Genomic DNA, 21013 nt, shown 5'->3' with positions numbered 1-21013 from the left:
TATTTTTCTTTCGACCTTTTCTAGCTATTCAAGCCTGCTGATTTTAACTAAATCAAATCACAGGCTACTGTTGTACTTCGCCTGAGAATCTAAGTACAAAAACCATCAACTATCATTCACTGTAAATTCAGCAAAATACTTGACGAGAAATAGCTCATTGATTATTTTTCTTCTTTTCCAAATCTTTTTTGAGTTGTTCTAATTTTTTCCATTCTTCATCCAATTTTGGATGACGTTGTACATTGCGAGGCATCGCTTGTTTCATCGTTTTACGTTCTAAAGCTTCTTGTTTTTGTGCTTTACGTAAAAGTTTAAAACTCATCACGATGAGACAAAGGAGAATAGCAACACTTAAAATGACCAAAGCAATCAGGGCAAATTTCATTTTAGTATTACTCCAAAATCCGTACATATAATAAAGGAGCCCTAATATGAACGAGGACTCCTCTATTGTCAAAATTTTAAAACAAGTCGTTTAAAATCTTATTTGTCCAAAATTGCGAACAAATCTTTTTGAACTTCATCAATTGGACGAAGACCATTCAATTTGTTATAAGTCGCAGCATTTGGATTTGCAGCAGCACGACCTTGATAGAAACCAACCAATTGTTCAGTTTCCGCATGGTATGAACCAAGGCGTTTACGGATCGTTTCTTCTAAGTCATCTGGACGTTGAACGAGGTCTTCACCAGTTTCATCATCTTTACCTTCCACTTTAGGTGGGTTGTAAACGATGTGGTAAACACGGCCAGACGCTGGATGCTGACGACGACCAGAAAGACGTTTTACGATTTCTTCATCAGGAACTTCGATTTCGATCACGTGATCGATGCTAATCCCTTCATTTTCCAAAGCTTCAGCTTGTGGAATAGTACGAGGGAAACCATCAAAGATACAGCCATTCGTGCAGTCTGGTTGAGCAATACGTTCTTTGACTAAACCAATAATCAGTTCATCAGAAACCAAACCACCAGATTCCATCACTGATTTAGCTTTAAGTCCAAGTTCAGTACCTTCACGAATTGCAGCACGGAGCATATCACCGGTTGAAATTTGTGGGATATTGTAGCGCTTACAGATCAACTGGGCTTGTGTACCTTTACCTGCTCCAGGTGGTCCGAGTAAGATAATGCGCATAAAAAAACATCCTCATTTAAAACAATGTATATGATACCTTGCACGTCGATAAAAAATCGGCATCGTCTAGGCATCTAATTATAAGAAAGCCACAAACAAATGTATTGTGCCCGCAATAAAACCTGTCACGCCCCCAAGTAAAATCAAAATCCATTCGTCTTCCCTAAATGCGGGACGTAACAAATTTTGAAACTCGGTCGGCGTCAATTCGCGAATACGCTCTTTAAACATTTGAAAGATTTTCTGTGCACGGCTCGCATTAAAGGCTGGGTCGCATACAGGTACCATCGTAATTTCAATTGAACGATCAATCAAGTCTGTCTTCAATTTTGCGTATTCTTTTGGTCCTAAAGACAACTGTAAAGAGGTCCGAACCAAAGGTGTTTCTAAAATCTGATTCACATGACGTTTGATAATACGGCGTGTTTTATCTTTTTTCGGACCATACATCATTTCTGTCATGATTGATTTTAACGTAATTAGGTCCTCTGTGACTACACTTGCAAACACATCAGAAACTTCTTCTTGGCGCTTCATAAATGCGCCTTGCACATTATAAGTCCCAATGCGTGGAATGACAGGTTTAATCCAAGGGAATTTACGATTTTTAGTCAATTCAAAGAATTGTGGATAACGTACATAATGTGGTTCAACAGGATTGAAGACCATCCAGATTGCGATCCAATTGGTTAAGAATCCCCAAACAGCAGCCCAAAATGGTACAGTCCAATGCCATGGCACAAAGAACCAAACCAACATTTGGAATACTCCAAAGAACATTCCAATCAATGCACTAATATGCCAAATAAAGTTGATTTCTTTTTGTCCCACTTTAAGGAACATTCGTACCATCAAACGGCGGTCGCCTTCCATTTGCGAAACCACCATATCACGCATATTGACCAGTGACTCGACGTTCATGGTCAGCTCCGTCACCAATTCTTTTAATATGGCAGGTAACTGTTTATGCGCTTGTGCATAAATACGACGTTTGATCGAATAAGGTAAATTTTCCCAAAGCACTGCATTTCGATCAATCATCACTTCATCAATCAAATGTTCAAGTTCAAAACCAACTTGCTCACCGATGATTCGCGCCATATCTTCTGGGTCCATCGCTTCTAAAAATTCGCGTAATGAACCGAGTTTAGACAAGGTATTATCCGTGATAATTCCTGAAATACGTCCTGCTTTACGTGGAACAATACCCTGCCAACCCACTGGCAAAGGTCCCAAATGGAAGCCCCAGAAGTTAATTGGATAGAACACCATTTTCAGTGCCATCCAAACGTGCGCCCAAGTCACAAAAGCAGTTACGGGTATAATACTCATAACGGCTAAATGATCGGGTCGGGCTAAAAAGGCTTGCCACAAATCGCTGATGTATCCAAACATGCATGACTCTCGTATTTATTTCTATTTGCGGTCGTAAATGGTCATCAATATAATCATGAAAAAAACTATAAACCTACGCTTAAGGTGTAAGCAATTTGTAGCAATGGTTTTCTTTCCAGAATCGTTGCATTGCCATCATGTAGTTCGCTACCGACACCTAAACCGACGCTGAGTGTACTAATACGCTCTTTATTTAACCAAACATAGGAAAGGTCAACACCGCCACCATAAGCGACTTTATCATCATTGCGAGTCGCTTTACTTCTCAATGAACCGCCATATACGCCTAGGTAATAACCATTTTTTTCTGTACCCGATAATATGACTGGGTATCGAAAACCAACCTGACCTGCTGGCTCATTGTCACCATTGATAAAAAAACCTGCTTTTGCATAAGCTATACCATATGGATTGACCCATTCACCCTGAAGGTGTGCCATTTGCTGGGTGATACCTGCACCTGCATTTAATGTCGACACATTGGCATTTTTTAGTTTTGCTTCGGGTAAGTAAGATGCTAAATCTGCATGAACAAAACTACTGCTCATACCGAGTAAGATGAAGGGAAAAATTTTTCTCATTATTTTCTCCATTGTCCCTATTTTAAATAATTACAATCCGTTGGACGATTTTGTGACTTTAACAGATTTATATTGCTTCTTATATACAACAGCGCACAATTTTACTGTCTGCAAAGTCAAAAAAGTGAATTATTTTGACAAAGCATTTTGTTTTATAAACAAGCACGCTTGAGATTGAACGATCAGTAAAACAATTTCTAGTTTTAATTTATGACATAATTTTGCTAATAAGATAATCGCTGTCTTTTTTTGCTATTCTGCATGCTTTCGATAACGAAGTTATAGAAAAATATTCCCATATTCCTTGGATTATTAGGTTAAAATAGTCCACCCCTATTTTCCCCCATTTAGCTTGGTGTAGTCATTTCGGTATGAAGCAGCATTTTCCTTTAAAAAACGTCCAACAAGAAAAGCGCATCTACCGAGGACGAGTCTATTTTGCCATCGCAATCGTCGTGCTTGCCTTGCTCACCTTGGTTGCACGTTATACCTATTTGCAAATTTTTCACTACGATGAGTTTAAAACAGCAGCCGATAATAACCGTATTCGTTTACAGCCTATCGCTCCTGCTCGTGGTTATATTTATGATCGGAATGGTATTTTACTCGCAGACAACTATCCCGTTTTTACGGCTACACTCAGTAAAGCTGATGTTGAAGACATTGATGATACTGTTAAACGTTTAACCCCGATTTTAGGTTTGACTCAAGAAGATATTGATCGTTTTGATAGCCGTATTAAAACCTCTAAAAAAACTGAGCGTGTCACACTCAAACTTAACCTCACCGAAACCGATATTGCTAAATTTAGTGAAGTGAAATATCTGTTTCCGGGCGTAGATATCGAAACCCAAATGACCCGATATTATCCACATGGCGATCTATTTGCACATGTGATCGGTTATGTTGGTCGAATTAACGATAAAGAACTCAAGTCCATCAATAAAGATTTGTATGCTGGAACCAACCTGATCGGGAAAATCGGGGTTGAGAAGTCCTATGAAGATTTATTGCACGGGACACCCGGCTATGAGTCTATCGAAGCTGATGCACATGGTAATGTATTACGCCACTTAGGTCGTAAAGATCCTATCCGTGGTAATGATATGTATTTATCACTGGATTATGGGCTGCAAAGTGTTGCGGCTGAACAGCTAGCAGGACGACGCGGTGCTATTGTTGCCATCGACCCTCGAACTGGTGAGATTTTAGCCTTAGTCTCTAGTCCAAGTTTCAATCCAAACTTGTTTGTAACGGGGATCAATCATAACGACTACAGTAGTTTACGTGATAACTTAGATCAACCTTTATATAACCGTGCTGTTCAAGGGGTTTATCCTCCGGGCTCGACCATCAAACCAATGGAAGGTTTAGGCGGTATTCATTTTAAAACAGTCGACTGGGGTACTGCGATTTCAGATCCAGGCTACTTCCATTTACCGGGTGATTCACACAAATTCCGTGACTGGAAAAAAACGGGGCATGGTGTAGTCAACTTGCATAAAGCCATCATGGTGTCCTGCGATACTTATTTTTATATTTTGTCCTATCAAATGGGTATTGATCGGATGAATGAGTGGATGCGTCAATTTGGCTTTGGTGAAAAAACAGGTGTTGATTTACCGAGTGAGAGTGAAGGTTTATACCCTAGCCCAGAATGGAAAATGCGTACCCGTAAAAGTAAATGGCTCAAAGGTGAAACCATTTCTGTCAGTATCGGGCAAGGTGCATTTACAGCAACCCCATTACAATTGGCAATGGCAACTGCGATTTTATCAAATCATGGCGCACACATTACCCCTCATGTACTTCGTGCCTCAAAAGGTGCAAAAGCACATACTGTACATAATGCCCCAGATGGAAAAATCAACTTTAGCGGTACTGAAGATGACTGGATAAAAATGCGTGATGCAATGGTCGATGTTGTACAAAATGGTACAGGTCGAGGTATTCGCACTCCGATGTATACCATCGCGGGTAAAACAGGTACAGCGCAGGTTAAAAGTATCGCTCAAGGTAAACGCTATAATGAAGCGGCACTAAATGCCCGCCAACTGGATCATGGTTTATTTGTCGGTTTTGCTCCTGCTGAAAATCCAGAAATTGCAATTGCAGTCGTTTGGGAAAATGGTCGACATGGTGGCAGTGCTGCTCAGTTGGCAAAACCAGTATTTGACTATTGGTTATTGAAACGTAAGAAAAATCCAATCATTCCTACCAATCATCAGGTTAGTGGTGGCTTAATGACTGCAGGGATTAAACCGGGTGAATTACCAAGCGGAGAGACACATTTGGCAGCTGATCCAAACGCAATGCCAAACAAACCGAATGCTCAACAAAAACCAACAGCCACCAATCGAGCTGCTGCAGCTCCCCCTAGCAATAATGCGGATGTCACTGAGTAATGAAAAGTAATCAACTACGAATTATTGGTGGGGAATGGAAACGCCGACAACTCGGATTTGCCAGTATTGAAGGTTTACGTCCAACACCTGACCGTGTTAGAGAAACCTTATTTAACTGGCTGATGTGGGATGTCCAAAATGCAAAAGTATTGGATGTTTGTACTGGCTCAGGCGCATTGGCTTTTGAAGCCTTATCACGCGGCGCTGAAAGTGTTTTGATGATCGAACCCAATACTGAACAAGCCAAATTTTTGAAAGAAAATATTCAATTATTAAATGCTAAAAATTGTCAGTTAAAAGTCGCCACAGCCCAATCGGTGCTTGCTAAGCTTAATACACAATTTGATCTGGTATTTTTAGACCCACCCTATAGCCTAGAGCTTTGGAATGAGTTGGCTTCACTGATTGACCCATTACTACTTCCTGAAGCCCTGATTTATGTTGAAGCAGATCGCGCACTCAATCAACTTGATCTTCCTGAATCATGGGCACTCATCAAAGAAACTAAAGCAGGTACGGTACGAGCAGGCTTATATAAAAAGCAAAATTAAAAAGTTAAATTGAAAATAAAAAAGGTTCACTATGAACCTTTTTTATATTAAGCGACAATAAAATTGAATTTGTAATGCAGCTATTTAATGTCAAAAAATTCAACACAATAAATAAGCTCCAAGATTTACCAAGGACGTCGAGGTTGACTATAACCAGGTTGTTCAATAATTGTAGTTCGTTGATAACGGTTACGATCCGAATAGCGTCTGTCTGAGTCATTACGATCAGAATAACGTCTATCCGAATCACTACGATCATGGTGATGACGATGATTACCATCATCATACGGCGCGACGATACATCCTGTTAGCGAAATACCGATCAGTGATAACAAAATTAGCTGTTTCATCTTATATATCCTTTCTTTGTTTAAAATATTGTGACAAATACTCATGAACAGCTTTGGAAGCTAATGTATAAGTTTAATGAACTTTTATTATTTATTCTTAAGAATGTCTACTTATTTGTTCCTAGTTTACCAACAAAATTTTTAGAGAAATACATTCTCTTCGTACTTCTATTAACGTATGTCTATTCGCAGTATGAGATCAGAAATGTTATTAAATATATTACAAAAATACAGCTATATTGCACTTTAAAAAATCAATTAAGTATTGGATAATAAACAATATTATCTCAAATAACTCATTTCAATGACTTGGTTTTTATTTATATTTGGTGCAGTAATTGCAGGATTTGTACAAGGATTAACAGGCTTCGCATTTGCTTTAATTGCTATGTCATTTTGGATTTGGGTACTCTCTCCACAGCTTGCCGCTCCTTTAGTTGTCTTTGCCTCACTGTGGTGTCATATCATTGCATTATCACGTGAACAAAAACATGAAATGCCATTTTCCTTAGTTCTTCCTTATCTTTGTGCAGGACTGATCGGTGTGCCCCTTGGAACCTATCTTTTACACGTCATAGATGCACAAAGTTTTAAAATCGTATTGGGGACATTTCTAGTTCTCTGGTGCCCAATGATGTTTTTTGCTCCTGAATTTAGCTACTTTAAAAAAATGGGCAAAACAGCCGATGCCTGTATCGGTTTTTTGGGCGGTATTTTAGGAGGACTAGGAGGATTTTGTGGTGCAGCACCCTCAGCTTGGGTGATGTTAAAAAACTTACCAAAGGCACAACAGCGCTATATTTTAAGGCATTTTAATTTTGCAATTCAGCTATTTACACTCATTTTCTATCTCTTTCAGGGTACGATTAGCAAATTGCATATCCCTTATCTGATTGCGATTATTTTTGCTGTCAGTATACCTGCGCTGCTTGGTGCACAATATTTTTATAAAATTTCAGAAAAACAATTTAAGCATACAGTCCTCGGATTATTGTTCGCTTCAGGCGTTTTTCTCATTGGTACTGTGATGATTTAATGCGGTAAAAATACTGGATTTTTCTAAATCCAATCAAAATGAACTCGCCCAAAAAATACGTACAATTTGTCCACGATCGTAAGGGAAAGTTGAAATATATTCATAACCAATGCGATGCTTCGCATTGATTTTAAAGATGATGGCATAACCCAAAGATAGAGTTAAATCATTTAAATTGGTTTGATTGATTAAACCCGAAGCGTATTTTTCTTGAACATGATCCATTTGATAGGCACTAAAGTTTTCTATCTTAATTCTGTCATTTTCATAAAATTTATTTCTTAAAATCGAGTAATCTTGTTGCTCTTGTTCAAACTGTTCAGCTTTTATTTTTTGCTCTTCGTTTAATCCTAAATCTATATGTTCAGGTTCAGCAATAACTTCTGGTTGTTTGAAAAAATCAAAGATTTGTGGTTTCGCATAGGCAGGTTGAATTAATAAAAATAAAATAAAGCATAGAAAGACTTTTACTGACATTTCAGCATATTCTAAAGTTAAAAATTAATGACTGTATTTTAATTGAATATTCAAATTATAGGTATCTGAAATTAAAATATTTACTGGCATTTTTAAAACACATTTATTATAAATTTTGACTTAATATATGCCTATTCTGCATTTATTTTTAGAGTTTTATCATGCAAATCAATGAACAAATTGTCCTTGTGACTGGTGGTGCTAGAGGTCTAGGCTTAGCGATCACCCATGCCCTCATCCGTGAAGGTGCGCGAGTTGTAGTGAACTATCTAAATAGCCAAGCACAAGCAGAAGAATTAAAACAAAAATATCCTCAACAGATCTTTATCTATCAAGCAGATGTCACAGATGCTTTACAAGTTCAGCAACTTTTTTTGGCAGCTAAACAACATTTTGCTGAACCTATCCATGCAGTCATTAATAATGCGCTCATTCATTTTTCTTTCAATGGCGATGCCCGTCCCAAACTTGAAGAACTAACTTGGGATACGATGAGCGCTCAATTTGAAGGTGCAGTAAAAGCCTGTATCAATACCACTCAAGCAGCTTTGGCAGACATGAAACAAGCTGGATTTGGACGTATCGTCAATATCGGAACCAATCTCGTGCAAAACCCTGTCGTCCCCTACCATGACTATACGACTGCAAAAGCGGCGCTGTTAGCTTTTACTCGTACAGCTTCTCATGATCTAGGACAATATGGGATAAATATCAATATGCTGTCAGGTGGATTGCTACAAACTACAGATGCCAGCAAAGCCACTCCAGATGCTGTATTCGACCTAATCGCTGCTTCTACACCATTAAAACGTGTGATTACACCACAAGAATTTGCTGATGCAATTCTTATGTTTTTATCGCCTTATTCACGTGCAGTCACAGGGCAAAATTTAATCGTGGATGGTGGTTTAGTCAAAGGTTAATCATTTACGATGAGCGTTTTTCTACTGATTATAAATTAAGCACTTTTCCGCTAAAAAAGTAAACGCTCATCATATTGCACATATACTTTAGTATTAAAAAAAAGCTACAATATATTAAGTATCCTTTTAAAAAATTAATGTGATGAAAATCTCAATTTTGTTAAGCCTTTTTTTGGTCTTAACAGGTTGTGCCTTTGGTACATCTAGTGAAGTAAAAAGAGCAGAAAAAATGCTCACTAATTTTGAATGTAATAATATTGAAACTTCTGAAATGCCACATACTTCAATTACCTCATACCATGAGCGTACTTTAGTTGTTAGTCGTGAAAAGGCTCAATCGTATATCGAAAGCTATAAAGCTGGTGATGTATTGTTTAAAATTCCATTGGATCAAATTGTTGAACAGCAATACACCATTTATAAAGCATCTTGTGAGTCTCTAGGTGGGGTTGGCTCACAAAAACAATCTACTCAATAGTATTTTATTTTATCCTTTGGTTTTGATTTTATCGTATCCATAAAGATATTTTAAAATAATAAAAAAAAGACAAGGTCAAAACCTTGTCTTTTTTATGGATTAACCGCTGATATAACGCGTATCAACACTAAATAATTTTGGAAATTTTGGATTAATTTTCTCATAAAAAGACATGATTTCATGCATATCTTTTTCATAGTCACCTGATGGATAGACGATCTTGCCTATACCCGCTTTTTTATGTGAATAATCCATATAAGCCAAAGCAATCGGTACGCCCGCATTGACCGCAACATGATAAAAACCCGTTTTCCATTTTTCTTGTTTTGCTCGTGTGCCTTCGGGAGTCACTAGCATGACCAGTTTTTTATGCTGTTTAAATAGATCCGTCATTAGATCGACCATGCTCGGACGTGGTTCTCCTGATTTTTTGGGACGTCGATCTATACCTATTCCACCCATTGCACGTACAAATGGTCCAAATGGCAATTTCATATAACTGTCTTTGATCGTCAGTCGAACATTGACACCCAAGGCTTTAAGCGCAAGACGTGCATATAGTGCATCCCAATTACTGGTATGCGGAGCAGCAATCATGACACACTGATCCAAATCTTCAGGCCATTGATTATCTGTTTCCCAACCCATCGCAGACAAAGAAAGTTCAGCAAATTTTTCAAACATGTTTTAGCGCCCCCAAAAAAAAGCAGATTCTAGCAAGGACTAGATCTAAGCAGAAATCAAAACGATTAATTTTTATTCGGTTAATATATATTTGTATAAAAACTTAAAGAAAGACTTTTTATGATCGGCGGATTCAAGCAGCAAGTGCAACAGTATAAAAACCAGCCATAACTTCACTTGGCGTATACCAGCCTAGTGTTTTTCTAGGACGATGGTTGAGTGAAAATTCTATCTGCTCTATTTCATCGTTTGACACGTCATCAAACGATGATGATTTTGGCAGATATTGCCGGATTAAACCATTCGTATTTTCATTTCTAGCTCGCTGAATAGACTTGTAAGGATCAGCAAAATAAGTATCTATGCCGACATCAGTAATTCTTTTGTGTTCGGCAAATTCCTTTCCATTATCAAATGTTACACTATAAGCATGGCTCATTCGTAAACGATCTAATGCACAAGTAATCGTTTTAGAGGATGCTCTCGTTGACCCTAAATGAACAATATGTACGTACAGGCTCTTTCGATCAACGAGGGTTAATAAAGCTCCTTTATGATGTTTACCAATCACCGTATCACCTTCGAAATCTCCTAAACGTTGTCGCTGATCAATGACCTGGTCTCGGCAATGAATACTTGTTTTATCAATGATTTGCCCTCTACGATCCGTGTTTTTGTAACCTCGTTTTCGATATTTCTTCTGATGCCTTAAGTGTAGATGGAGGTTACCTCCTTGTGATTTATCTTGATAAATGTGCTGGTAAATCCACTCATGTGAAGGTACATCCAGCCAACCGCGTTGTGTTAAAGCACCTGAAATTTGTTCTGGTGACCAGTCTAAGCCAATTAAGTAATCAATATAAGCGAAGGCAAATGCTGTCATGGATGATGAAGGATGGTACCGTCTTTGACTTGCAAATTTCGCTGCCTGTTGAGCTCTATATCCACGTTGCCCAGTATTTCTTTTTAACTCACGGTAGATGGTTGATCGTGAACGCCCTAACTCCCGAGCAAGGCTAGCGATTGAACTTTTACTTTTCAAAGTAGCATAAATTTCGTATCTTTCATCTTGAGAAAGTTGGGTGTATTTCTTCATTGTGTGCTTTCCAATTGCGAGTTGAAAAAGTCTAATGATTCTATGAATACACCTAACTTTTTCAACTAACTACAAGTGTGTTGCACTTGGGATTTGAATCTGCGATCTTAATTATTTTAGTTCAATCTTCAAAATAATATTTTATTTGATGATATAGATCCTATTTATTTTATATTTTACTGTAAATTATTTGAAATACTTAACCCAATGGCTTTCGCGACAATGTGAATTAAACTCGATCTTTAAAGGTGAAATTTTATCTGCATCGGGTTGTTGGATAACTTTATATTGAATCCAACTTTCAAGACAAGCTTCTATTTGTATATTGATTTGATCTTGCTCAATATTTTTTTCAATCACAGCCCCATCCACAAAATAATAAAGCTCTGTAGAAAACAGCACCTCAGTATCAGACTCTTGTTCTACAACCTGTTTTGACTCTCTTTTTATGATTTTTGAGGATTGTTTTATAGACATTTGTTGAATTGCATCAACATACTGAGCGAGATGATTCATAATATTCCTCAAAATATAATTTAAGTTATTTTAATCTATAAATTTAAGTTCACAAAATGTAGCAACTTCTATTATATTTTTTTGCTTTTATTCTTTATATTTTAGATGTTCTTATCGTGATTCTATAAAGGTTAAAAGATGAAAAAGACTTTATTTTCAGTTTCCATCCTCTCTATTTTATTGATGGCTTGTTCAAAACCAACACATAATACTTCTGATGACGTTCAAACAGTTAAACCGAGTGCTTCTGCTTCAGTTGCTCCTGAGCAGCATGCAACCGCTGATACAGCTCAAACCAGCTTAGATTGGGCAGGTGAATATAAAGGTTTATTACCCTGTGCGGACTGCGCTGGTATCCAAACCGAATTAGAACTCAAAGCAGATAAAACTTATGAATTAACAGAAGAATACCAAGGTGGTAAAGGTAGTGGTCAAAAATTTGAAGTTAAGGGAACTTTCAGTTTTGATAAAGCTAACCCTTCGATTATTGTCCTAGACAAAGCTGCTGAAAATAGAAAGTTCTTTGTTGGTGAAAATTATGTTGAAGCTCGTAGCATAGACACTGGTGAAAAAATTCACAGCAGTCTCGATTATAAACTGACTAAAGAATTGCATTAATCACGTGATCAAGGTCATATTTTGACCTTGATCTATTTACATCGGATAGAATCATGCAATAATTTTTGAGTTTTAAACCCTTGGCATTGCTTGAAAATGCTCTAAAGCCTCTACCCTATTTAACCATGCAGTGACTGCTGGAAATTCATCAAGTGAAATTCCACCTTCTGGTGCACGTGCAATATATGAATAACAAGCAAGATCAGCTATCGTCACTTGATCAGTTGCAAGCCATGTGCGATGTTCTAAATGTGATTGCATCAATAGCAAAACTCGTTTCGCAATATTTTGTGCATTAGTTAAATCATTTTTTTGTTTAAACAAGACAATCGCCCGTGCGACTGCTGCACCAAATTTTACTTCTCCTGCTGCAATCGACAACCATTTTTGTACTTGTGCTGCACCGATTGGATCTTCGGGCAACCAATGACTTTGCAGCGCATATTTTTTAGCAAGATACACCAAGATCGCATTACTATCTGTCAAAACCAGATCATCATCAATAAGTACAGGAATTTGTTGCATAGGATTTAATTGATAAAATGCATCTGTAAGCCGAATACTGGCTGGTGTATCGATAAATTGATAATCTAAGCCGAGCATTTTTAGCAATAATTCAACACGATGCCCATGACCCGATAGGTGAGTTGAATAAAGTTTGATATTTACATCTGGCATAGTTTTCTCAGAAATGAATTATTTTTAATACCGTCAATCGACGCGATCAAATTTAAATATTTTTGCCAAAATAAAAGCCTCACGAGGAGGCTTTTATTTTTAATGCTTAGGCTAAGCCTTTGTCTTTCAATGCTTGAAGCATGGTAGAACCCAACTCTGCTGGGCTACGAGTATATGCCATACCCGCTTTTTCAAAGGCAGCAAATTTCTCTTCTGCAGTACCTTTACCACCAGAAATAATCGCACCAGCGTGACCCATACGTTTACCTTTAGGCGCTGTAACACCCGCGATATAACCAACTACAGGTTTAGTCACATTTGATTGGATATACTCTGCTGCTTCTTCTTCCGCTGTACCACCGATTTCACCAATCATAATGATTGCTTCAGTTTGTGGATCTTCTTGGAAAAGTTTCAAGCAATCAATTTGGTTCATACCCGGAATCGGGTCACCACCAATACCGATACATGTAGATTGACCTAAACCAAGCTTCGTTGTTTGAGCAACAGCTTCGTAAGTCAAAGTACCTGAACGCGAAATCACGCCGATTTTACCCGGTGTATGGATATGTCCTGGCATAATCCCGATTTTACATTCACCCGGTGTGATAATACCCGGACAGTTTGGACCGATGATACGCGCACCATTACCATTAGTTTCAAGGTAACGTTTTGCTTTCAACATATCTAAAGTTGGTACACCTTCGGTGATCACAACGATCAGTTCGATTCCAGAGTCGATTGATTCAATAATCGAATCCAATACATAAGGTGCAGGTACATAAATAGAAGTTGCGGTAGCACCTGTCTCTTGTACTGCTTCACGCATTGTATTGAATACAGGAAGGTTTAAATGTGAAGTACCACCTTTACCCGGTGTAACACCACCAACAACTTTTGTACCATAAGCAATAGATTGCTCAGAATGGAAAGTACCATTTTTACCTGTAAAGCCTTGTACCAATACTTTTGTGTCTTTATTTACTAATACGCTCATGATTGATACTCCTTACGCTTTTACTGCAGCAACAACTTTTTCTGCAGCATCAGCAAGGCCGTTTGCAGAAATCAATTTCAATCCAGATTCATCAAGTAATTTTGCACCAAGTTCTGCATTGTTCCCTTCTAAACGAACAACAACTGGTACAGTAACATTTACTTCTTGAACCGCCGCAATAATTGCTTCTGCAATCATGTCACAACGTACAATACCACCAAAGATATTGATCAATACTGCTTGTACAGAATGGTCTGACAAAATGATTTTAAAGGCTTCGATTACACGCTCTTTGGTTGCACCGCCACCAACGTCAAGGAAGTTTGCAGGTTGACCACCATAAAGTTTAATGATGTCCATGGTTGCCATTGCAAGACCAGCACCATTTACCATACAACCAATGTTACCTTCTAAAGCAACATAGTTAAGATCGAATTCTGAAGCTTTTAATTCACGTTCATTTTCCTGAGATTTATCACGCATTGCTGCAATTTCAGGTTGACGATAAAGTGCATTTGAGTCGATACCTACTTTGGCATCTACACATAAAATTTCACCATTTTCACGAACTGAAAGTGGATTAATTTCAAATAAAGCAAAATCATTTTCAACAAATGCTTTATAAGCACCTGTCATGATTTTTACAAATTGATTGATTTGTTTATCTTTTAAGCCCAATTGGAAAGCCACGTCACGTGCTTCAAATGGTTGTAAACCGACCAATGGATCTACAGTTACTTTAAATATTTTTTCTGGAGTTTCTTCTGCAACTTTTTCAATCTCGACACCACCTTCAGTTGATGCCATAAAAGTTACTCGGCGTGTTGAACGGTCTACAACCGCACCCAAATAAAGCTCACGCTCTACAGGATATACGTCTTCACAAACCAAAATGCTATTTACTGGTTGACCATTTGCATCTGTTTGATAAGTAACGAGACGTGTGCCTAACAATTGTTTGGCATATTCGACAGCTTCATCTTTAGATTTTACGACTTTAACGCCGCCAGCCTTACCACGACCACCTGCATGTACTTGGGCTTTCATTACCGCAAATTTGCCGCCCAGTTGATCGAATGCTGCTGAAGCTTCTTTAGGAGTATGAATGAGGATGCCTTCTTGAACCGGCATGCCATATTTTTTTAACAAAGCTTTAGCTTGATACTCGTGTAAATTCATTTAATTACCTTTTTACTACTTGTCGCGTTGTTATAACCTGCCAATCAATACACTTCCATCACTGTACGTATTGGCATTTCTTTAAAATCTTTATCTTTTATTTTTAGATGATTATTCAAATAAAAACAACCATCTTTATGTGAAAAGAGCGGCCTAAACCGCTCTTTTTAATATTTATTTACGTTTGCGTTGGATCGCATGAATTGCACGTCCGTCAACAGCAAGTGCTGCTTCGTGTACAACTTCTGAATATGTTGGGTGACCGAAAGTCATCAACTGAAGATCTTCAACAGATGATACAAATTCAAGTGCAATCATACCTTGGTGAACGATGTCAGAAGCACCTGGACCAATGATATGCATACCCAATAAACGGTCAGTTTTTGCATCAGCAACAAATTTAACGAAACCTTGTGATTCGTTTGCAGCTAAAGCACGACCATTTACAGCAAATGGGAATTGACCAGTTTTAACTTCATGGCCTTTTTCTTTTGCTTGTTCTTCAGTTAAACCAACCCAAGCAGCTTCAGGATGTGTATAAATCACTGAAATGATTGTGTCGTAGTTAACTTGTGCAGCGTGACCGTGGATACGTTCAACTGCCATTACGCCTTCTTCCATTGCTTTGTGTGCAAGCATTGGACCGCGTACCAAGTCACCAATCGCATAAACACCTTCAATAGATGTTAAGCATTGATCATTTACTTCAACAAAGCCACGTTCAGTCAATTTAATGCCTGAATCTTCGCTCAATAAACCTTCAGCATATGGTTTACGACCTACACAAACGATCAATTTATCGAATGCTTGAGTTTTATCTTCGCCAGCTTGGTTGTATTGAACAGTCACTTCACGACCGTTGATTTCAGTACCAGAAACTTTAGCACCAATACGAATATCTAAACCTTGTTTAGTTAAGATTTTTTGATATTCTTTTGCCAAGCCTTTATCAGCCATTGGCAAGAAAGCATCTAAAGCTTCAAATACAACAACTTCAGAGCCTAAACGACGCCAAACTGAACCAAGTTCAAGACCAATTACACCAGCACCGATCACGCCAAGACGTTTTGGAACTTCTTGGAATTCAAGTGCGCCAGTAGAATCAACGATAAGGTCTTCGTCTACTTTAGCTACAGGAATATTTACAGGAACTGAACCAGATGCAAGGATTACATATTTAGGTTCTAAAACTTGAACATCACCACCTTCTAATGGTGTGAATTCAACTTTTTTACCAGCAAGTAATTTACCAGTACCTTGTAACCACTCGATGCCATTTCCTTTAAGGAGCTGAGCAACACCGCCAGTCAAGTTGTCTACAACTTTGTCTTTACGAGCAAGAAGCTTTTGAAGATCAAGTTGAACGTTATCAACTGATATACCGTGAACATCTAAACCATGAAGTGTATCTTCATAGTGATGTGAAGAATCAAGAAGTGCTTTAGAAGGGATACAACCCACGTTTAAGCATGTACCGCCTAAAGATGGTTTGCCTTTGTGAACACGTTTTTCAATACAAGCAACTTTAAAACCAAGTTGTGCAGCACGAATCGCTGCTTCATAACCACCTGGTCCACCGCCAATCACAACTAGATCAAACTGTTGAGACATTTTTATCTCCATGATCCAGAATAGAGGATCGCCCTATTCTGGAATTTTTACTTATTGATGGTCTATGTATTAAAGATCAAGAATGAGCTTAGCTGGTTCTTCTAACAATTCTTTTACTGTTACCAAGAAACCAACTGCTTCTTTACCATCAATCATACGGTGGTCATAAGAAAGCGCTAAGTACATCATTGGCAAGATTTCAACTTGACCATTGACAGCCATAGGACGTTCTTGGATTTTGTGCATACCCAAGATCGCTGTTTGAGGCGGATTCAAGATCGGAGTAGAAAGTAATGAACCGAAAGTACCACCATTGGTAATAGTGAAAGTACCACCAGTCATTTCTTCGATAGAAAGTTTACCGTCACGTGCTTTACCAGCGTAATCACGGATACCGTTTTCAACTTCTGCATAGTTCATGCGATCTGTATCACGAAGAACTGGTACAACTAGACCACGTTCAGAAGATACAGCTACACCGATGTCATAGAAACCGTGATATACGATATCGTCGCCATCGATAGAAGCATTTACAGCTGGGTAGCGTTTAAGCGCTTCAGTACATGCTTTAACGAAGAAAGACATAAAGCCTAAACGAGCACCATGACGTTTTTCAAATGCGTCTTTATATTGTTTACGCATTTCCATCACTGGTTTCATGTTCACTTCGTTAAATGTAGTGAGCATTGCAGTGCTTTGAGAAGCTGAAAGAAGACGTTCAGCAACACGTTTACGTAAACGAGTCATTGGAACGCGTTTTTCAATACGTTCACCTACTGCTACGCTAAGCGGAGTAGCAGCTGGTTTAGCTTGGTGATTTGTAACATCTTCTTTAGTGATACGACCACCACGGCCAGTACCAGAAACGTCAGATGCAGCAATACCTGTTTCGCTTAATGCTTTACGTACAGCAGGTGCTTGATCAGCAACTGGTTGAGCACGTTCTACAACTGGAGAGTTACCTGCTTCAGTTTGAGCAGCAGCTTGCTCAACTTTTTGTTCAGATTGAACAGCTTGAGTTTGAGCAGCGCCAGAAACAGCACCTTCTTCAAATTGAGCAATTACTTCAGCAGATAAAACTGTGTCGCCTTCATTTTTAATGATTGCAGACAAACTACCATCAGCAGGAGCAACAACTTCCAAAACTACTTTATCAGTTTCGATATCGCAAATCACTTCGTCACGTGAAACAGGTTCGCCCACTTGTTTGTGCCAAGTTGCGATTGTTCCGTCAGCAACTGACTCTGGGAATACCGGTGCTTTAATTTCGGTTGCCATTATTTAGTTTCTCCTGATTGATCAGCTACGATCGCTAAAGCGTCATTTACGAGCTGAGCTTGTTGTTTTGCATGCAAATATGGTGAGCCACAAGCAGGAGCAGCAGAAGCTGGACGACCTGCATAGCTAATTTGAATTTGTTTACCAGATTTCATTACGTCTTCGTATAAACGAGGAGCAATGAACAACCACGCACCTTGGTTCTTCGGTTCTTCTTGAGTCCAAACAAGTTCTTTCACATTTGGATAATCAGCAAGAACTTCAGCAATGCGTTGTTCTGGGTACGGATAAAGTTGTTCTACACGCACGATTGCAACATTTTTCAAATCTTGCTCACGGCGTTTTTCGAGTAAGTCGTAATAAACTTTACCACCACAAATAACCAAACGAGTAACGTCAGACTTGTTGATTTGATCAATTTCATCAATCACAGTTTGGAATGTACCAGTAGCCAACTCATCCAAATTAGATGTAGCAAGTTTATGGCGAAGTAATGATTTAGGCGACATTACAATCAATGGCTTACGAATTGGGCGAATCGCTTGACGACGTAATACATGATAGATTTGCGCTGGAGTTGTAGGTGTAATCACCTGCATGTTTTCTTCAGCACAAAGTTGTAAATAACGTTCTAAACGTGCAGATGAATGTTCAGGACCTTGACCTTCGAAACCGTGTGGAAGAAGCATAGTCAAGCCACAAACACGTTCCCATTTTGTTTCGCCTGAAGCGATAAATTGGTCAATCACCATTTGCGCACAGTTTGCAAAGTCACCGAACTGAGCTTCCCAAACGATCAAGCTTTTCGGTAAAGTAGTCGCATAACCATATTCAAATGCCAACACAGCCAATTCAGACAATAATGAGTCATAAATCGCAGTACGTGGTTGGTTTTCTTTGATGTGGCAAAGTGGGATATAAACTGAACCGTCTACTTGGTTATGCAATTTTGCATGACGATGTGAGAATGTACCACGACCAACGTCTTCACCAGTTAAACGAACAAGGTAGCCTTCATCTAAAAGTGTTGCATACGCTAAAGTTTCAGCAGCACCCCAGTTAAGTGGCATTTCACCTGTTTGCATTTTCAAACGATCATCGATCACTTTAGATACTTGACGTTGCATTACGAAGCCTTCAGGAAGCTCGCGCATTTTTGTGCCAAGTTCTTTCAAGCGTTCTAATGGGAATTTTGTATCCCATTCGTCAGTGTAATCGTGACCTAGATAAGGTTTCCAATCCACAAACATTTTAGTGTTTGGTTCTAATACAAGCGCATTTGCAACATGATTACCCGCTTCCAAATCTGAACGGTATTTTTCAACCATTTCGTCAGCTGAAGCACGATCAAGTACATTTTCTTGTACCAATTTGTCAGCATAAAGCGTACGAGTAGTCGCTTTTTTGCTAATCACTTGATACATCATTGGTTGAGTTGCAGCTGGCTCATCCGCTTCGTTATGACCACGACGACGGTAACAGAACATGTCGATCACAACATCTTTACGGAATGTGTGACGGAAGTCATGAGCAAGTTGTGAAACAAATAATACTGCTTCAGGATCATCGCCATTAACATGGAAAACTGGAGCCTGAACCATTTTCGCGATATCAGTACAGTATTCTGTAGAACGCGCATCACGTGGATCAGAAGTTGTAAAGCCCACTTGGTTATTCACCACAATATGAACTGTACCACCAACTGTATAACCACGAGTTTGTGACATTTGGAAGGTTTCTTGGTTTACACCTTGACCTGCAAATGCAGCATCACCATGAACGATCACTGGCAATACGTCATCACCACCGATGTCTTTACGACGTACTTGACGAGCACGTACAGAACCTTCAACTACAGGTCCAACGATTTCTAAGTGTGATGGGTTAAACGCCAATGCCAAGTGAACTTCGCCACCTGGAGTCATTACGTTTGATGAGAAACCTTGGTGATATTTAACGTCACCAGAACCTTTTTTATTTAAAGCTTTACCTTCAAACTCACCGAACAAGTCAGCTGGGTTTTTACCCATGATATTGACAAGTAAGTTTAAACGGCCACGGTGAGGCATCCCGATCACAACTTCTTTACAACCTACAGAACCTGCACGTTGAATCAGTTCGTTAACCATTGGAATGAAAGATTCACCACCTTCAACACCAAAACGCTTAGCACCAACATATTTGTTACCGAGGAATTTTTCTAAACCTTCGGCAGCAGTTAAGCGCTCAAGAACATGTTTTTTCTGTTCTGGTGCGAAATTAAATTGACCACGAGCACCTTCCAAACGTTGTTGAATCCAACGTTTTTCTTTGGTATCAACAATGTGCATATATTCTGCACCAATAGAAGCACAATAAGTCGCTTCCATTGCATCAACCATTTCACCCAAAGTCGCTTCAGATTTACCGATTGCTAAATTACCAGCATTAAATACTGTATCTAGATCTGATTTTGTTAAACCGTGTGCAGCAAGGTCTAAATCTGGCACGTCTTCGCGTTTAGCCAAACCAAGTGGATCAAGTTTTGCTTTTTGATGACCACGGTTACGATATGCTGCGATTAGTTGCAATACGCCAATTTGACGACGCTCATGCTCTGTGCTTACTTCACTTTGCACGACTGGCTGAACACGGTTCGAATTGCGACCCAATAACAAGAACTGTTCACGAATGCTTCCGTGTGGTTGATCACCTTTAGGAAATTTATCAAAATATTCGCGCCAGTCCTCACCTACTGAGGTTGGAGAAGAAAGGTACTGCTCGTAAAGCTCTTCAATATACGCTGCACTATCAGCGGAAAGTTCAGTGTCAAGACGCAGTGCGTCAGCAACTTCTTGCATTTGTGGACCCATTTCCTATTGCAAAAACATTACAGGATGCTTTTTAAGCATGCCCATGATTGATAATGCCAAATTGGTAAATTGACATTCACCCATCAGGCCTAAAACCATGGGGCGTTAGTAAGCATTAGACTTTTATCATCAATCTAATACTGATAATGAATCATAACGCCCTCAATGGCA

General features: G+C 38.8%; 21 protein-coding genes. 6 read left to right on the top strand and 15 right to left on the bottom strand.

Translation table 11 applies throughout. The features are described 5' to 3' along the window. Positions 1–154: 154 nt before the first annotated feature. The 4 genes from F960_RS09595 to F960_RS09580 form a co-directional block, all read right to left on the bottom strand. Complete coding sequence (locus F960_RS09595; protein WP_004863266.1) at positions 155–385, bottom strand: hypothetical protein; 231 nt, start codon at positions 383–385, stop codon at positions 155–157. Positions 386–483: 98 nt separating this feature from the next. Next, a complete protein-coding gene (gene adk / locus F960_RS09590) occupies positions 484–1137 on the bottom strand; it encodes an adenylate kinase (RefSeq protein ID WP_004863264.1) in 654 nt (217 codons plus the stop codon). A gap of 78 nt (positions 1138–1215) precedes the next feature. Then, positions 1216–2532, bottom strand: a complete 1317-nt coding sequence (locus F960_RS09585; RefSeq protein WP_004863262.1) for a DUF445 domain-containing protein — start codon at positions 2530–2532, stop codon at positions 1216–1218. Positions 2533–2597: 65 nt separating this feature from the next. Beyond that, the gene (locus tag F960_RS09580) at positions 2598–3113 is read right to left on the bottom strand and encodes a hypothetical protein (RefSeq protein WP_004863260.1); all 516 of its coding nucleotides are present in this window, start codon (positions 3111–3113) and stop codon (positions 2598–2600) included. A 371-nt stretch (positions 3114–3484) separates the two neighbouring features. Here F960_RS09580 and mrdA point away from each other — a divergent pair, with 371 nt between their 5' ends. Both mrdA and rsmD read left to right on the top strand, forming a co-directional pair. Continuing rightward, positions 3485–5518, top strand: coding sequence for a penicillin-binding protein 2 (gene mrdA, locus F960_RS09575; protein ID WP_004863259.1), 2034 nt, complete (start codon positions 3485–3487; stop codon positions 5516–5518). Then, on the top strand, positions 5518–6069 hold the full coding sequence (gene rsmD / locus F960_RS09570; protein ID WP_004863257.1) for a 16S rRNA (guanine(966)-N(2))-methyltransferase RsmD: 552 nt from the start codon (positions 5518–5520) through the stop codon (positions 6067–6069). The genes mrdA and rsmD overlap by 1 nt, the downstream gene beginning before the upstream one ends. Before the next feature lie 125 nt (positions 6070–6194). Here rsmD and F960_RS09565 read toward each other — a convergent pair whose 3' ends face one another. After that, positions 6195–6419: a hypothetical protein gene (locus F960_RS09565; RefSeq protein WP_004863255.1), complete on the bottom strand. Its 225-nt coding sequence runs from the start codon at positions 6417–6419 to the stop codon at positions 6195–6197. A 304-nt stretch (positions 6420–6723) separates the two neighbouring features. Here F960_RS09565 and F960_RS09560 point away from each other — a divergent pair, with 304 nt between their 5' ends. Beyond that, positions 6724–7455, top strand: a complete 732-nt coding sequence (locus tag F960_RS09560) for a sulfite exporter TauE/SafE family protein (RefSeq protein WP_004863251.1) — start codon at positions 6724–6726, stop codon at positions 7453–7455. A 33-nt stretch (positions 7456–7488) separates the two neighbouring features. On the opposite strand, the gene F960_RS09555 is transcribed toward F960_RS09560, so the two are convergent. Further along, positions 7489–7932, bottom strand: a complete 444-nt coding sequence (locus F960_RS09555; RefSeq protein WP_004863249.1) for a hypothetical protein — start codon at positions 7930–7932, stop codon at positions 7489–7491. Between the two features lie 161 nt (positions 7933–8093). On the opposite strand from F960_RS09555, the gene F960_RS09550 reads away from it, so the two are divergent. Beyond that, on the top strand, positions 8094–8855 hold the full coding sequence (locus F960_RS09550) for a 3-oxoacyl-ACP reductase (protein ID WP_004863247.1): 762 nt from the start codon (positions 8094–8096) through the stop codon (positions 8853–8855). Between the two features lie 142 nt (positions 8856–8997). Beyond that, complete coding sequence (locus F960_RS09545) at positions 8998–9333, top strand: hypothetical protein (RefSeq protein WP_004863245.1); 336 nt, start codon at positions 8998–9000, stop codon at positions 9331–9333. Between the two features lie 99 nt (positions 9334–9432). Here F960_RS09545 and F960_RS09540 read toward each other — a convergent pair whose 3' ends face one another. The 3 genes from F960_RS09540 to F960_RS09530 form a co-directional block, all read right to left on the bottom strand. Continuing rightward, positions 9433–10017, bottom strand: coding sequence for a 1-acyl-sn-glycerol-3-phosphate acyltransferase (locus F960_RS09540; RefSeq protein WP_004863243.1), 585 nt, complete (start codon positions 10015–10017; stop codon positions 9433–9435). Between the two features lie 133 nt (positions 10018–10150). Then, positions 10151–11113 carry an IS30 family transposase gene (locus tag F960_RS09535; RefSeq protein ID WP_004854881.1) on the bottom strand — a complete coding sequence of 321 codons (963 nt, stop codon included), beginning with the start codon at positions 11111–11113 and terminating at the stop codon, positions 10151–10153. 186 nt (positions 11114–11299) lie between these two features. Next, the gene (locus F960_RS09530) at positions 11300–11629 is read right to left on the bottom strand and encodes a hypothetical protein (protein WP_004863241.1); all 330 of its coding nucleotides are present in this window, start codon (positions 11627–11629) and stop codon (positions 11300–11302) included. A gap of 138 nt (positions 11630–11767) precedes the next feature. On the opposite strand from F960_RS09530, the gene F960_RS09525 reads away from it, so the two are divergent. Beyond that, entirely contained in the window at positions 11768–12247 is a 480-nt protein-coding gene (locus tag F960_RS09525; protein ID WP_004863239.1) for a copper resistance protein NlpE, read from the top strand. Between the two features lie 72 nt (positions 12248–12319). Here F960_RS09525 and F960_RS09520 read toward each other — a convergent pair whose 3' ends face one another. From F960_RS09520 to F960_RS09495, 6 genes are all read right to left on the bottom strand, one after another. Next, a complete protein-coding gene (locus tag F960_RS09520) occupies positions 12320–12925 on the bottom strand; it encodes a glutathione S-transferase family protein (RefSeq protein ID WP_004863237.1) in 606 nt (201 codons plus the stop codon). A gap of 106 nt (positions 12926–13031) precedes the next feature. Then, on the bottom strand, positions 13032–13922 hold the full coding sequence (sucD, locus tag F960_RS09515; RefSeq protein ID WP_004863235.1) for a succinate--CoA ligase subunit alpha: 891 nt from the start codon (positions 13920–13922) through the stop codon (positions 13032–13034). A gap of 12 nt (positions 13923–13934) precedes the next feature. Next, positions 13935–15101 carry an ADP-forming succinate--CoA ligase subunit beta gene (sucC, locus tag F960_RS09510; RefSeq protein ID WP_004863233.1) on the bottom strand — a complete coding sequence of 389 codons (1167 nt, stop codon included), beginning with the start codon at positions 15099–15101 and terminating at the stop codon, positions 13935–13937. Between the two features lie 174 nt (positions 15102–15275). Next, the gene (gene lpdA, locus F960_RS09505) at positions 15276–16712 is read right to left on the bottom strand and encodes a dihydrolipoyl dehydrogenase (RefSeq protein ID WP_004863231.1); all 1437 of its coding nucleotides are present in this window, start codon (positions 16710–16712) and stop codon (positions 15276–15278) included. A gap of 69 nt (positions 16713–16781) precedes the next feature. Further along, entirely contained in the window at positions 16782–17990 is a 1209-nt protein-coding gene (odhB, locus tag F960_RS09500) for a 2-oxoglutarate dehydrogenase complex dihydrolipoyllysine-residue succinyltransferase (protein ID WP_004863229.1), read from the bottom strand. Further along, the gene (locus F960_RS09495; RefSeq protein ID WP_004863227.1) at positions 17990–20830 is read right to left on the bottom strand and encodes a 2-oxoglutarate dehydrogenase E1 component; all 2841 of its coding nucleotides are present in this window, start codon (positions 20828–20830) and stop codon (positions 17990–17992) included. The genes odhB and F960_RS09495 overlap by 1 nt, the downstream gene beginning before the upstream one ends. Between the last annotated feature and the right edge of the window lie 183 nt (positions 20831–21013).

Source organism: Acinetobacter gerneri DSM 14967 = CIP 107464 = MTCC 9824 (assembly GCF_000368565.1).
Taxonomy (GTDB): domain Bacteria; phylum Pseudomonadota; class Gammaproteobacteria; order Pseudomonadales; family Moraxellaceae; genus Acinetobacter; species Acinetobacter gerneri.
This window is presented reverse-complemented; position numbering and strand designations above follow the sequence as displayed.

Coding starts and splice junctions, on each gene's coding strand:
- F960_RS09595 (WP_004863266.1), bottom strand. CDS start 385: ATGAAATTTGCCCTGATTGCTTTGGTCATTTTAAGTGTTGCTATTCTC.
- adk (WP_004863264.1), bottom strand. CDS start 1,137: ATGCGCATTATCTTACTCGGACCACCTGGAGCAGGTAAAGGTACACAA.
- F960_RS09585 (WP_004863262.1), bottom strand. CDS start 2,532: ATGTTTGGATACATCAGCGATTTGTGGCAAGCCTTTTTAGCCCGACCC.
- F960_RS09580 (WP_004863260.1), bottom strand. CDS start 3,113: ATGAGAAAAATTTTTCCCTTCATCTTACTCGGTATGAGCAGTAGTTTT.
- mrdA (WP_004863259.1), top strand. CDS start 3,485: ATGAAGCAGCATTTTCCTTTAAAAAACGTCCAACAAGAAAAGCGCATC.
- rsmD (WP_004863257.1), top strand. CDS start 5,518: ATGAAAAGTAATCAACTACGAATTATTGGTGGGGAATGGAAACGCCGA.
- F960_RS09565 (WP_004863255.1), bottom strand. CDS start 6,419: ATGAAACAGCTAATTTTGTTATCACTGATCGGTATTTCGCTAACAGGA.
- F960_RS09560 (WP_004863251.1), top strand. CDS start 6,724: ATGACTTGGTTTTTATTTATATTTGGTGCAGTAATTGCAGGATTTGTA.
- F960_RS09555 (WP_004863249.1), bottom strand. CDS start 7,932: ATGTCAGTAAAAGTCTTTCTATGCTTTATTTTATTTTTATTAATTCAA.
- F960_RS09550 (WP_004863247.1), top strand. CDS start 8,094: ATGCAAATCAATGAACAAATTGTCCTTGTGACTGGTGGTGCTAGAGGT.
- F960_RS09545 (WP_004863245.1), top strand. CDS start 8,998: ATGAAAATCTCAATTTTGTTAAGCCTTTTTTTGGTCTTAACAGGTTGT.
- F960_RS09540 (WP_004863243.1), bottom strand. CDS start 10,017: ATGTTTGAAAAATTTGCTGAACTTTCTTTGTCTGCGATGGGTTGGGAA.
- F960_RS09535 (WP_004854881.1), bottom strand. CDS start 11,113: ATGAAGAAATACACCCAACTTTCTCAAGATGAAAGATACGAAATTTAT.
- F960_RS09530 (WP_004863241.1), bottom strand. CDS start 11,629: ATGAATCATCTCGCTCAGTATGTTGATGCAATTCAACAAATGTCTATA.
- F960_RS09525 (WP_004863239.1), top strand. CDS start 11,768: ATGAAAAAGACTTTATTTTCAGTTTCCATCCTCTCTATTTTATTGATG.
- F960_RS09520 (WP_004863237.1), bottom strand. CDS start 12,925: ATGCCAGATGTAAATATCAAACTTTATTCAACTCACCTATCGGGTCAT.
- sucD (WP_004863235.1), bottom strand. CDS start 13,922: ATGAGCGTATTAGTAAATAAAGACACAAAAGTATTGGTACAAGGCTTT.
- sucC (WP_004863233.1), bottom strand. CDS start 15,101: ATGAATTTACACGAGTATCAAGCTAAAGCTTTGTTAAAAAAATATGGC.
- lpdA (WP_004863231.1), bottom strand. CDS start 16,712: ATGTCTCAACAGTTTGATCTAGTTGTGATTGGCGGTGGACCAGGTGGT.
- odhB (WP_004863229.1), bottom strand. CDS start 17,990: ATGGCAACCGAAATTAAAGCACCGGTATTCCCAGAGTCAGTTGCTGAC.
- F960_RS09495 (WP_004863227.1), bottom strand. CDS start 20,830: ATGCAAGAAGTTGCTGACGCACTGCGTCTTGACACTGAACTTTCCGCT.